The following is a 14,516-nucleotide window of genomic DNA, read 5'->3' on the forward strand; positions in this document are numbered from 1 at the left end:
ATATTCATCATGGACAATCAAAACAATGCAGTTAATCGTAGAAATTTTATTAAAAAATCATCTTTATTAACTTTAGGTGCCTTCGGTACTAGTAGCTTACTGGCTGCTCCACACCTTCAACCTTTGGGTAATTTTACTCAAGAAAGTGATATTAATATTGTTGGCCCTAAAGAAGGTTATACGCCTCAAATAGGAACACTAGTCTCTATGATGAATTGGATGCGAATGGTTATATTATCTCCAGTACGGAATATGAGCGTATCAGATTTAGATTTCTTAGTTGACGAAAATGCAAATAGTATTGGTGCTATGTTAATGCATTTAGCAGCTACAGAGCGTTTCTATCAAATTCACACATTTGAAAATAAAACGTGGGGTGACTGGTCTAAAGAAGATTCCGAAAAATGGTCTGTAGCCTCTGGTTTAGGTGAAGCGGCAAGAAAAAAAATAAAAGGGAATAATTACGATTTCTATTTAAATGAACTTTCCGAAATAAGAGAAAACACTTTAAAAGAATTTAAAAACCGTGATGATAAATGGTTAATGGCAGTGGACAATAATTTTCCATGGGGACCAACAAATAATTACTGTAAATGGTTTCATGTTTGCGAACATGAGTCTAACCATAACGGACAGTTTAAGTTTATTAAGTCCCGAATTTCATAAGTAATATTAAATTAATTGGCAATGCTTTTCTTTAAAAGTTCTATCTTTTCTACCATCATTTTAGCATTACCTCTAGTCCCCCCTAATGCAATTGCTTTTTTATAGCTTTTCAAAGCTAAATTGTATTGCTTGTTATTAAAATACATCTCGGCTAAACTATCATGAAGGTTAGCACTATTAGGTAATTGAGAAATTGCAAACTCAAAAAACTTAATCACTTCATCTATATTTTTTTCAAGTCTGTATAAAGTATAGCCTAATCTATTAAGTTCAGCTTGTTCATCAAAATTATACAACTCAGGATATTTTTGTTTTAAATCTTGATAGGCCGCTATTCCTTTAGCTACATCTTCCATAAAAACCTTTTCCAAAGCTTTACGAACAGATTTTTTTGGAATTTCAAATTCTCTTCCTAATATCACATTGTGTATCATTTCCCCAAGTTCAAATGCAAGACCACCGTTATTAGAAAGTAAAATTATAGTCAAGTCATTTTTAAAATCATTTAATAACATGGATCTAAATTTATAGGATGTTCCATTATATCTTTGCAATTGCTCTTTTTCAAAATATTCGCCTAATGATGATGCCATATCTTTAGCATATGGATTTATAAGCAAGGTATTAAAGGATTCTTGAGATATCAGCATATTAGAATTCATAGCATTAACCCATTTGTACAATTCATTTATATCTAGCCATAACCAACCACTAATAAATTTCATTTCTGGGCATTGCACTTTATTAGAATCAAAACAAGAAGTTCTTTTTGGATAATTTGCTTTTGGGTCAAAAACTACGTTTGTCATTTTTAAAGGTTTAATGATATTTTCTGTAACAAATTCTTGAAATGACTTGCCTGTTACTTTTTCAATAATTCTTCTTTGTAAAAACACATTACTATTGTCATACAAAAAACGAGTGCCTGGCTCAAAAAGAAGTGTATCAACACTTCTTATAATTTTCCATGCTTCAGCATCATTAGGTGGTTCTATAGGGTCTATTCTTGGTATGCCACTTGCATAATTTAATAAGTGGTTAATGGTAACTTTATTAGACCAATGTGGCAATCCTAAATTAAACTTAGAAATAGTATCATGTATGTTTAATAAACCTCTTTCTTGAAGCATCATTATGGCAACACCATTAAACTGCTTGGCAATTGAGCCTGTATTTAAAATAGAATTACTGTTTAATTTTATCTGTTGGGTACCATCTGTATAACCAAATGATTTTTGATAAACAATTGTATCATTTTTTACAATAAGCGCATTACCATTAAATAAATCTCTTTCATAAGATTTTATCATTAAAGAATCTATAACCTGAACAAATTCAAATTGATTTTTTGAAGTATCACCTTCACTATTACAGCTACAAAAAACTGTTACAAGAATACAGAAGGTTATATTTTTAAGACTATTAATTAAATTCATAATTTTTAGTAATAGATTTTTAAATCCGTTTATTTAAGTTGTCACAAACATATTAGAAAACACAACTTAAATGCAAGTGAACACTATCTATTTTCCATGAATTAAGACTAGTGATTTCATGAAAAAAGTTTTTTCAAAATCACACAAATCGCTAATAATCAATATTATACCATTTCAAGTGAATGATTTTTCAATACATAGAGATGCATATTGATATTTAAATGATAATTAATTGGTATTTTTCAAAAAGTATTACATTTCAGAGTTCATAAATTAAAATTATAGTGATCTATAAAATGAAAGGTATCAAAATTATCATTGTTCTTTTCTTAGTTATATTGAATTACCAACAAATTCATGCTCAAAAAAGTGCTTTAAAAAAAGACACACAATTACTGATATATAAAAGCTATGAAAACCTATTTGAAGTCTTTGAAGATTCTAAAGATGATATTAAAATGGCAAAGCTTTATGCAGAAGCATATCTTTTAAAGGCAAAAAAAGAAAATGATACTTTAAAAAGAGCCGAAGGGTATTACTTAACTGCTAGAATGCTTTGTAGAATTCCGAACTACGATAAGGCTACAATTTATTTAGACTCTAGCATTACTTTTTCAAAAAATAAAAATGACTTTATACATCCAGCAAAAGCTCATATCCTTAAAGCAAATATCTATGGGTCACAAAGTAAATATCAAAAAGTGATGGATGAATTGGCAGAGGCTAATACATACACAAATATTACTACCAATGAAGATCAACAATATGAAATAAAATATCTTTTTGCTCAATTACAGAAAAATTTAGGAGAATATGAGAAAAGCATAAAAATTTTAAAAGAGGTAATTGCTTATTATGAAAAAAAATATCTTAACGATAAAAGCTATGAAGATGATTATATATTATCATTATATGCATATAGTAGTGGCCTTAATCATTTTAAAAAGATTGACTCAGCTTCTATTATTAATAAAAAAGTTACACTATTAAGCTTAAAAAGCAAAGATAGCATTCTTTACGATAGGATATTATTGTCTTCAGCTATTACACATTACTTAAAAAAAGAATACAAATCGAGTCTTGATAGCATCCAAAAATCAATAAAAGTAACTCAAAATAAGACTACTCGGATAGGTGCCAAGGTTACTATAAATTATTATTTGGGAAAAATTTATGATGAACAAGGAAAACAAGAATTAGCTATTAAACATATTAAAAAAGTAGATTCTCTTGTTTTTGCTGAAAATTATTTTCCCCCAGATTTAAGAAAAAACTATGAGTTTCTAATTCAGTATTACAAAAGAAAAAACGATAACAAAAAACAACTTTTTTATATTAATAGACTTTTAGCTGTTGATAGTATAATGGATAACAACGTTAAATATCTATCGCGAGAAATGAATAATGAATACACCACTCCAAATTTAATTTTGGAAAAACAACGTATTATTGATTCTTTGCAAAAGAGTAAAAGTAGAACTATAGTATTTTTCCTTGTTTCTTTTATTTCCTTACTTTTCCTATTTCTATGGAATCGTAAAAAACAAAAATTATACAAGAAACGTTTTCAGGAATTACTTAAAAAAACAGAATCGGCAACAAAAAAAACTACTTTAACAACAACAGGTCAATCAAAAAATAATGATGTTTCTGAAAAGACAATAAATGATATTCTTTTAAAGTTAGAAACTTTTGAAAGCAAAAAAGGGTACTTAAAAATGAATCTTACGGTAGCAAATTTAGCAAAACAACTAGATACCAATTCCAAATATTTCTCTAAAGTTATAAATACCTACAAAAATAAAAGCTTTACCAACTACATTAATGAATTACGTATCAACTATGCTGTAGAAGAATTAAAAAACAACTCTAAATTTAGAAAGTACACCATTAAAGCAATTGCAAATGAAGTTGGGTTTAACTCTACTGAAGTATTCTCTAAATCTTTTTATAAAACTACAGGTATCTATCCCTCTTTCTTTATGAAACAAATTGAAAAACAAGAATCTTTTAAAGCAACAAACTAATCAAATATTATTTAAAAAATTATATAACTATCACTAATTATTAGTGTTAATTTCAAACTTTCTTCTTTATAATATCAGGCAAGCCTCGGAGAATTAAGTCCTCAGAAATTAAAACATTAAAAAAATATTTGTTTCATATTATATTGATAAACTAATTATTTAGAAATTAATATTAAGGAGATTAAATAATCTTTAATTTGAAAGAATATAACTACATAATTAAATTTATTCTTCTTAATTACAATTCTTTTTCTTACTTTAATGACTCCATTAATAGGAGTTTGATATAATAAGTATTGTTTTTAGGGTTTATCTTAAAAAACACATTTATTAATAATAATAATATTCTTTAAGTAATAAATATGCGTGTTTAACGTTATATTTTCATTGAAATAAAAGGAAACATTTATACTATGAAACATTTAAATAGCGCTTTAATTCTTTTTGCTTGTTTTATTTGTATATCCTTACATAGCCAGAATCAAAATCCAGATTTAACCTTAGAAGATAGTCAAAGTACGATCATCTCTGAAATTCTACCAAAAATCTCAAAAGATTCTACGCAATCAGAATTATCAGAACATGTTAAAGCGATGATTGAATGGATGAATACCGAGCATTATAAATCTAGCTATGTACAAATTCTAATCTATGCAGAAAAGGGTCTTTATCTTGCAAAAAAGACTGGTAACAGCAAATATGTTGCAAGTGCACAATCAATTATAGGTCATACGATGATGCGTGTAAATGACACAGCAGGTGCAAAAAAAATATTTTTAAAATCTTTTGAAGAAGCAAAAAAAGCTAATGATAGTGTAGCCATATTAGGAGCAATAGGTAATCTGGCAAGCGTGTATTATTATACTCCAGGGTTTAAACATAAAACTATTGATAAGTATTTTGAAAGTATAAAAATTGCAAAACAGTTAAAAGACACTACTCGTCTATTTGTTATGCACCATAATTTGGCAAGACTTTTTAATGAAACAAATCAACCAGAAAAAAGTAAGTCTCAAATACAAAAAACTGAAGTATATTTAAATCTAATTGGAAATCCTCCCCACTATAAAGCAAGTCATCTACATAATGAGGGACGAATGTACCTATTATTAAACAAGCCAGACAAAGCAATAGAAAAATTTAAACAAACTATTGCAATATGTGAAAACACCGATTTTGTTGATGCACTTGTAGAAGGGTATCAGGGCTATAAAGAGGCCCTGGAAATGAAGGAAGATTATAAAGGGGTCTACCAAATAAATAAAAAATTAGAAGTTTACGAAGAAAAAAAGGATAAGGATGAGGCTAAAAATATTACTGATGCAGTATCAGCAAAACTAAATGTAGAACGCTATAAAGATCAAATTAAATCTAAAGAACTTGAAAAACAACTATTAACCCAAAAAGCTGAACGTAAAAATATTCTTTTTCTTAGTGTTTTAGCATTAGGTATTTTTCTTATTGTCATATTATGCATTATCTATTTTGCATATAAGAAAAGAAAAATACTTGTTAAGGATTTACAAGCTAAAAACAAACAGTATTTAATTGCTAAAGAAGAGAGTGAGCAACTAGCAAAATCTAAAGCTAAGTTTTTTGCTACCGTAAGTCATGAATTAAGAACTCCTCTCTATGGTGTTATTGGATTGAGTAGTATTTTATTAGAAAATGTAGAACTCAAAAAACATGAAAAAGATTTAAATTCCCTTAAATTTTCTGCAAATTATCTGCTCGCATTGATAAATGATTTGCTTCAAATGAATAAGATTGATAATAAAGGTTTTACAAAAGAAGAAACCATTTTTAACCTTAAAGACCTTATAAACACTATTACTTTTTCATTTGAATATATAAGATTACAACACAAAAATGAAATTAAACTTTTAATAAGTGATGATGTACCAAAGTACTTAAAAGGCAATTCAATTATGCTTTCTCAAGTACTAATGAATCTTATTGGTAATGCCTGCAAATTTACCGAAAACGGTACTATTGATGTTATGATCAATTTAGTTAGTAAAGATGAAGAAGAAGCTACTATTGCGTTTACTATAAAAGATAATGGTCCCGGAATTGAAGAAAGCAAGATTAAAGGTATTTTTGATGAATTCACTCAAATTAATTCTTCAACTAAAACATATCAAGGATCTGGTTTAGGACTTCCTATAGTTAAAAAATTATTGAAACAAGCCAATAGTTCTATCGCTCTAGAAAGTAAATCTGGAAAAGGAAGTACATTCAAGTTTAACTTAAAATTAAAAGTTGCCTCACAAAATGAAGAAGAGACATCATCATCTATAAAAGACACTTCTCAATTAGCTAAAAAACACATCCTTATTGTTGAGGATAATCGTATCAACCAAATAGTCACTAAAAAAATCTTAAAAACGTCTAATGTAAATTGTGATATTGCAGAAAATGGAGAAGAAGCTGTTTCTATGGTAAGAACTGGCAATTATGACTTGATTCTAATGGATATTAATATGCCAGTAAAAAATGGTATTGAAGCCTCCAGAGAGATAAGAACTTTTAATAATATTATACCAATAATTGCTTTAACGGCAGTAGAAATTGAAGAACAGAAATATAAAATTTATGAATCTGGAATGAATGATATTATATTAAAACCTTATGATATAGACATATTTAAGCAAACTATAGTCGAAAATCTATTTATAGATAAACGTAGTGAACGTAATAGACTTAAAAATTCTGGATAGAATTTCAAGTTCAAAAAGGAATTTCAATTTTACAAATTTGATGTCTTAATCAATTAATGTTTGATGCTATATTTGTTATTTTCTATAATTAGAAATTTGTGATTTACTTGGTGGCGTAATAATTATACCAATTTACTTTTTTAGTTCATCTAATCTATTTCTTATTCCCATATTTTCCGGATCTAATTCTAATGCTTTACCATAAAATGTTATGGCTTTCTTTTTATCACCTTTCACTTTATAAGCCTCTGCTAAACTATCCCAAGCATTGCTTGATAAAGGATAATTCTGAGTATTATAATGAAAGTAGAAAAGCGCTTTTTCAATATCCGGTTGATTATACAAAAATAAATAACCGTGAAAATTAATAAGCTCTTCTGGTAAATAGATATGATACCCTATCCTATCTGATAATTTAGAAAACTGTGTTTTTAGTAAAGTTGGATTGGTTAGCATGGTATCATAATGTACCATATAACCTCTAAAAATATATTTAAGGCCATCTATAAATGAAATCAAAGGCATAGAATGATGGTTTTCTACTTTATAGGGATACTTTTTATAGTCAAAACTGACATTATTAGGAGGATTTTGCTCAAATTCTTGAATAAAAGCCCATCCTGAATTATACTTTTCAGGAAATACCGTATTAGATACCCTATCTACAGTAGCGAAAAAGATATCTCGTTTGGCACCTTTATATGCTGTAGAAAAATCTTTAAGTCGTTTTGTCATTATTTCATTATCCCACCAAGCACTAAAATCAATAACCAAATAAGAGTTGAAAATCTCTGGAGTTGAAAATAAAGCGTGTACTACAGGTAGACCTGTAAACGAATACCCAACAAAAGTGCGATAAGAATTAGTTCTGTAATTCTTATCTATATAAGGGATTAGTTCTTTTTTAATAAATTTTAAAAAATCATCTGCCCCTCCACTAACTTCATATCCTTTTTCTTTTTTACCAGTATACCCAATTAATGATTTGGTAGGAGAAGAATCTTTAACTCGGTCTTGGCTCGTAATCCCTACTACAATCATTTCAGGAATCTGCGGACTGGCATCACTACTTAATTGCCCAATTACTCCTGAAAAAGAATGAAAATACTTTTTGCCATCTAAAAGATATAGTACAGGGTAGTTTGTATAATTATTATCTTCATAGGTGTCAGGGAGTGCTATAGAAATTTCTCTATCTGAATGAAGTATTTTAGATTTTATTGAAAATCTTTTTCCGATGATAATATCTTTCTGAACTTGTCCATAAGATATATTTGAAAAGACGCATAGCGTAAATAAAATAATAAGTTTTCTCATAATAATTACCATATTATATTTCAGGCCATTAAATTTTCAATTAGATGCTAAGTACTAACTTTTTTTAATATTTATCGAGGGTATTCCATATCCCCAAAAATACATCCATACTATTTTCTTTATTAGAATCAGTATTTGTAATAAGAATTCTCCCTTTTTTAGTTTCTGTATTAAAATACATAAAAACATTTGTTCCAGGATCGCCACCAGTATGTCCAATTACATTATAATCAGCTTCTAATTCTAAAAATATACCTAGATTAAATCCTTTATTTTTATGCTCTGAAAAAGCTTTTCGTTCTAATTGCGCTTTAAACAATTCTTGATAGCTATTTTGTTTCAGAATATTCCCATTTCCAGAGTAACCCTTTATTAAGTCGATTAGAAATTGACTCAAATCTGTACTAGAAGTAATAAGTCCACCATCTGGATAAGAAAGAATTTTATAATAAGGTAATTCTTGATCATCGGCATATAGTTTTGAATGCTTAGTGCTATCTACTTCTTCATAAACCCAACTAGTTGAAGACATTTTTAATGGTTTAAATATGTGTTCTTCTGTAAACCTATTAAATGGTTTTTTAGCAGCAGATTCTATCACTAAAGCACATAGAGCAGCTCCTATATTACTATATTCATATAAAACTCCAGGTTTTCTGTCTGCAAAAGTAGAAGCATCGTAAAACACTTCGTCTTTCTGTAAAATTTTATTTAAATATTCCGCTAATGGCATCCAATTTTTTGATGGATTTTGATAATATGTACCATATTTTTCTATAAGGTTTTCAGCTATAGGAGTATCATCTTTATTTACATAACATGTTTCTATATAGATATCAGTATCCATAATAGCACTGGTATGGGTTGCTAATTGCCTAATTGTAATGACTTCATCTAGATAGTCTGGATGGATTACCTTAAAAGGCAAATGTTTATTAATGGGATCATCTAAATCTAGAAGTTTCATTTCTTGCGCTTTTAAAAGTGCAACTCCAATAAATACTTTAGAAACAGATGCAATATTAATAATTGTATTTGCAGTGTATTTTTTCTTGGCAACTACATCTGCATAGCCAAATCCTTTATTATAAACTATTCCTGTTGTGTCCACAATAGTGGCTGTAAATCCATTAAAAACACCAATATCATATAAACTATCTAATTCAGTTTGTAAAGAAGTGTTTAATACGTTGTTAACTTCTTTCTTAACACTCCTATTGTTCTTACATGAGAAACATAAAATTAATAATGTAATAAAAATTGTATTTTTCATTTTCTGGGATTTTAGTTTGTACTGTTATGTTTGTTGGTAATTATATTTAACGAATTACTTTGTTTTAGTCTTTGTCCAAAAGTAAGAGATAGTGCTATCAGAAAACAAACCTATATAGTCTGTTTTCAGGAATACACACCCCGTATTCATGGAAAACAGTTATTCATAAAAAGCGTAGAAGCTATTATTCTCTTTATTCTTATTTAATATAAAATATTGATTATTAAATACTTAATAATAAAAACAAAATATTAATTAATGGTATAGTGACAAAAAGGAGATAGATTTGATATATTTATATAGCATATCGCAATAAAAAGAAGAATTGATACCTAATATCAAAAAAACATATCAACTTATTGAAGAATTTAACTACTCAACACTATAAAAAGGATAAAATTATTCTTGTTATTTTCTTACTGCTATCTATACTGAAATCTGTTTATTCTCAAAATAATGTTGAGAAAAATATAGAATTCTTATCTGAAGATAGTTATGAAAATCTTTTAGAATTATATGAAGCTTCAAAAGATGATAATACTAAAGCAAAATCTTTTACAGAGGCTTTTTTGCTAAAGGCAAAGCGAGAAAATAATAACTTAAAAAAAGCGGAAGGATATTATATAATTGCCCAAAATCTCAACAAAGCTTTAGCCTTAAATAAAGCATTAACTTATTTAGATTCTGCTATAGTATATTCTAAAGATAACTATAACTATGAATTTCCTGCGCAGGCGCTTATTTTAAAAGCAAATATTAAAGGAGCACAAACTAATTTTACAGAAGCAATGGATCTGTTGACAATAGCTGAAGACTATGCACGTAAAACAGATAATATTGATCAACAATACGATATAAAATATTTTATCTCGCTATTAAAAAACAACGTTGGCGAATATAAAGAAGCCTTTTTTTTATTAGAAGAAACCGTAGATTACCGCAAAAAAAAGTTTCTTAAAGACAGTACTTATAATCGTAAATACTTATTTTCAATATACGCATTAGCAAGTCAATACGGTGATCTAAAACAACCAGATTCTTCATTAACCTACATGAAAAAGGCTATGGTTATGGCCTTAAAATTAAAAGATAGTTTACTTTATAGTAGAATTCTTCTTTCTTCTGTTAATTCGCTCAATTTAAAAGGAGCATATCAATCTAGTCTAGATAGTTTAAAAAAATACCAAGCTATTTCTAAAAATAAAGAAATGAGAATTGGTACTGAATTACGGATTGCCCTTGGGTTTGGAAATACTTATTTTAAACAAGGACAAAAAGATATTGCACTTCCATACCTTAAAAAGATAGATTCTATAGCATTTGCTGATTCTTTTTTTGCTAGTGAATTAAGAGAAATATACGGTTTTTTAATCAGTTACTACAAAGAAAAAAATGACACAAAGCAACAATTATTCTTTACCAATAGGCTCATTAAAGTTGATAGTATTTTAGATAAAGATGAGACTTATGTATCTAAGAAATTACATATTGATTATGATAGCCCAAATTTAATCCGAGAAAAGCAACAACTCATTACTAAATTAGAAAAAGATAAAAGTAAAAGAAAGATAATCTTGATTTTACTTTCCCTTTTTTCAGTCGGATTAATTCTATTACTTATTTATAATTACAAAAAACAGAAAACCTACAAAAAACGATTTCAAGAATTACTCCAAGAAACGCAACCAAGGAAAACACAATTGGTCAAAAAAACTAGCGCCAAAACAGATTTGGGAATACCAGAAGATATTGTTGATGACATCTTAAACAAATTAGAGAAATTTGAAATTAATAAGGGCTTTCTAAATTTAGATTTATCAGTATCACATTTAGCCAAAGAATTCAATACTAACTCCAAATACTTTTCTAAAATTATAAACACTTATAAAAATAAAAGTTTTACGAACTACATTAATGAGCTACGCATTCATTATATCGTAGAAGAATTAAAAACCAACTCTAAATTTAGAAAATACACCATTAAAGCTATAGCAAACGAAATTGGTTTTAATACCACAGAAGCTTTTTCAAAATCATTTTATAAAACTACAGGCATTTATCCCTCCTTTTTTGTAAAAGAAATAGAAAAACAATATACCTAGTAATATTGTTATCAATATAAATACCCCCAATTATTTAAAAAATAACTTAAGGGGGTATCTCGAGTTGGCAACTCAATTTAAAAATCGAAATTTAAGTAGTGTACTATTATTTTTCTGTCATATTATATTAGTTCTAATAGATATGAAACGAAAATTATAACAATACTTTTCTTACTTTATTAAACAAAACTTGAGTTATTATTATTTTATTGTAAGTAAATTTCTTTTTTCGATCAAATGCATATTTTAGTAGCATTTTAGGAATTTATGACAACTATTTTAACTTGCTTTATAAAAATCCCATTCCCTTTTCTTATTTTGCGGTGATAATACAGAAATTTAGATATGCAAAGTATAACTCGTCTTTTCGATTTTCCCTACTATCAACTAGAAAAATTTAACTTAGAAAAATCGCTAGTCACAAAATATAATGGAGAATGGGTTGCTATGTCTACTAAAGAATATATAGATAAAGCAAATACCATCAGTAGGGCATTACTAAAACTTAATGTAAAGCCAAATGATAAAATTGCTGTAATTTCTTCTACAAACAGAACAGAGTGGAATATTATTGATATAGGCGTTTTACAAATAGGAGCACAAAATGTACCTATTTACCCAACAATTTCAGAAGATGATTACGCTTACATTTTAAATCATTCTGAAGCTAGTTATTGTTTTGTTTCCTGTCTAGAGGTTTATGAAAAGATACAAGCAATACGAGATCAAATACCTAATGTAAAAGAAGTGTATTCTTTTGATGAATTAGAAAATTGTAAAAACTGGAAAGAAGTTTTAACTCTTGGTGAAGACAATTCTAATCAAGACGAAGTAGAGAAACTTAAAGAAACAGTAAAACCTACAGATTTAGCAACTTTAATATATACTTCTGGTACAACAGGTAAACCTAAGGGTGTAATGCTATCTCATGATAATTTAGTTTCTAATGCTATTGAAAGTTCAGCACGTTTCCCCATTGTAGACGGTAAAACAAAATCGCTTAGTTTTTTACCATTATGCCATGTATACGAGCGCATGCTCATCTATTTATATCAACTTAGAGGGGTTAGTATTTACTATGCAGAATCTATAGAAACCATAAGTGATAATTTAAAAGAAGTAAAGCCACATGTAATGACGGCTGTACCCCGACTATTAGAAAAAGTATATGATAAAATTATTGCAAAAGGAGCTGCCCTAACTGGTATTAAAAAGAAACTTTTCTTTTGGGCCGTAGAAATAGGATTGCAGTATGAACCATATGGACAAAACGGTTGGTGGTACGAGCGTAAATTAGCTTTAGCCAGAAAGTTAATATTTAGCAAATGGAAAGAAGGCTTAGGAGGTAATCTTAAATTAATAGCTTCAGGAAGTGCTGCACTACAACCTAGACTAGCGCGTATATTTAATGCTGCAGAATTTGGACTTATGGAAGGGTATGGATTAACAGAAACATCACCAGTAGTATCTGTTAATGATATGCGTAAAAATGGACTTAAAATAGGTTCCGTAGGTATCCCTATTGCAAGAACAGAAGTAAAAATAGCTGAAGATGGGGAAATCTGTATTAAAGGACCACAAGTAATGATGGGCTATTATAAAAATCCAGAAAAAACAGCAGAAGTATTAGTAGATGGGTATTTTTTAACTGGTGATATTGGAGAAATTGATGCTGAAGGCTTCCTAAAAATAACCGATCGTAAAAAAGAAATGTTTAAAACTTCTGGAGGTAAATATGTAGCACCACAACTTTTAGAAAATAGATTTAAACAATCACGTTTTATAGAACAGCTTATGGTTGTAGGTGAAGGCGAAAAAATGCCAGCAGCATTGATACAACCAGATTTTGAATTTTTATCTGAGTGGGCTAAAAAGAACAATATCTCATTTTCTAATGATGTGGATTTAGTTAAAAATGAAAAAGTAGTTGCCCGTTATCAAGAAGAAGTAAATCTAGCAAACGAAAGTTTTGCTAAATGGGAAAAAGTAAAACAATTTAGGTTAACACCAGACGCATGGAGTATAGATGGTGGGCACATTACCCCTACCATGAAATTAAAGCGTAAGGTAATTAAAGAAATTTATAAAGATTTGTATAATGACATCTATGGTCATTAAAAAAGGGTTTTATCATTATTCAAACAAAAAAAATGGAAAACCTAACCACTCCACAAATTAAAAAAAGAATTAAACTATGTATTTGTCTAGCTATAACTGCACTTATTATTGCTTGTATTGTAATTGCTATTTCATTGTATTTAATAACAAAGGGTAAAAATAATGTAATGCTACCATTAACAGTTCCTATTTTTATTGCGCCACTCACTTATCTGCCTATTCTGTATATCTCTAAATTAAAAACAGAGTTACAGAAAAGAAATCAGTAATTCTAAACCGCTTAAACAAGTTCAATTATTATTTTATACCAATTTATAAAATATCTATAGTCTTTAAATTTTTCTTTCAATTTATTATGCGTGCATAATAAATTTTATTATATTTGAAGACCTACAACTATTTTATGAAAGATATTACAATAGACTATGTTTTAAGAGCAACTTGGCAGGCTGTGGCTAGAATGTATAATGAAGAGGCTAAAGAATTTGATTCTACAATGGCCGTAGGCTTTACATTACTAAGTATAGATCCTAAAACGGGCACACCTTCTACGGCTCTTGGTCCAAAAATGGGGATGGAAGCAACTAGTCTTTCTAGAATTTTAAAAAGAATGGAAGTACTAAAGTTAATTGAAAGAAAACCTAATCCTAAAGATGGTAGAGGTGTATTGATCTATTTAACGGCATATGGTCTTGAAAAAAGAAATGACTCAAAAAGTACAGTGTTGCGATTTAACGATATGATTAAAAATAGTGTAACTCCAGAAAAATTAGATACATTTTTTGAAGTCATGAATACTATAAATACTTTGGTTTCTGAAAAAAAAATACATACAAAAACAACCAATTAATTTCTAC

10 protein-coding genes are annotated in these 14,516 nt (G+C 28.3%); 7 read left to right on the top strand and 3 right to left on the bottom strand.

The genetic code is table 11. The features are described 5' to 3' along the window. Nucleotides 1-9: 9 nt before the first annotated feature. Entirely contained in the window at nt 10-666 is a 657-nt protein-coding gene (locus ACZ451_RS17225) for a mycothiol transferase (protein WP_464214648.1), read from the top strand. A gap of 11 nt (nt 667-677) precedes the next feature. Here the strand turns inward: ACZ451_RS17225 and ACZ451_RS17230 are convergent, their stop codons facing one another. Continuing rightward, nucleotides 678-2,102: a serine hydrolase gene (locus tag ACZ451_RS17230; protein ID WP_464214649.1), complete on the bottom strand. Its 1,425-nt coding sequence runs from the start codon at nt 2,100-2,102 to the stop codon at nt 678-680. Between the two features lie 296 nt (nt 2,103-2,398). Between ACZ451_RS17230 and ACZ451_RS17235 the strand changes: the two genes are divergently transcribed. Both ACZ451_RS17235 and ACZ451_RS17240 read left to right on the top strand, forming a co-directional pair. Beyond that, a complete protein-coding gene (locus ACZ451_RS17235; protein ID WP_464214650.1) occupies nt 2,399-4,129 on the top strand; it encodes a helix-turn-helix domain-containing protein in 1,731 nt (576 codons plus the stop codon). 413 nt (nt 4,130-4,542) lie between these two features. Further along, nucleotides 4,543-6,849 (top strand): ATP-binding protein, encoded by a 2,307-nt coding sequence (locus ACZ451_RS17240; protein WP_464214651.1) that lies wholly within the window; start codon nt 4,543-4,545, stop codon nt 6,847-6,849. Between the two features lie 132 nt (nt 6,850-6,981). Here the strand turns inward: ACZ451_RS17240 and ACZ451_RS17245 are convergent, their stop codons facing one another. Next, complete coding sequence (locus ACZ451_RS17245; protein WP_464214652.1) at nt 6,982-8,166, bottom strand: alpha/beta hydrolase-fold protein; 1,185 nt, start codon at nt 8,164-8,166, stop codon at nt 6,982-6,984. 64 nt (nt 8,167-8,230) lie between these two features. After that, nucleotides 8,231-9,439 (bottom strand): serine hydrolase domain-containing protein, encoded by a 1,209-nt coding sequence (locus ACZ451_RS17250; RefSeq protein WP_464214653.1) that lies wholly within the window; start codon nt 9,437-9,439, stop codon nt 8,231-8,233. A 359-nt stretch (nt 9,440-9,798) separates the two neighbouring features. Between ACZ451_RS17250 and ACZ451_RS17255 the strand changes: the two genes are divergently transcribed. The 4 genes from ACZ451_RS17255 to ACZ451_RS17270 all read left to right on the top strand — a co-directional run bounded on the left by ACZ451_RS17255 (nt 9,799) and on the right by ACZ451_RS17270 (nt 14,509). Then, nucleotides 9,799-11,541 (top strand): helix-turn-helix domain-containing protein, encoded by a 1,743-nt coding sequence (locus tag ACZ451_RS17255; RefSeq protein ID WP_464214654.1) that lies wholly within the window; start codon nt 9,799-9,801, stop codon nt 11,539-11,541. 345 nt (nt 11,542-11,886) lie between these two features. After that, nucleotides 11,887-13,659, top strand: coding sequence for an AMP-dependent synthetase/ligase (locus tag ACZ451_RS17260; RefSeq protein ID WP_464214655.1), 1,773 nt, complete (start codon nt 11,887-11,889; stop codon nt 13,657-13,659). 32 nt (nt 13,660-13,691) lie between these two features. After that, on the top strand, nt 13,692-13,928 hold the full coding sequence (locus ACZ451_RS17265; RefSeq protein WP_464214656.1) for a hypothetical protein: 237 nt from the start codon (nt 13,692-13,694) through the stop codon (nt 13,926-13,928). Between the two features lie 134 nt (nt 13,929-14,062). After that, entirely contained in the window at nt 14,063-14,509 is a 447-nt protein-coding gene (locus tag ACZ451_RS17270) for a MarR family winged helix-turn-helix transcriptional regulator (protein WP_464214657.1), read from the top strand. The last annotated feature ends 7 nt before the right edge of the window (nt 14,510-14,516 follow it).

The sequence above is a fragment of the Allocellulophaga tsushimaensis genome, from assembly GCF_055383085.1.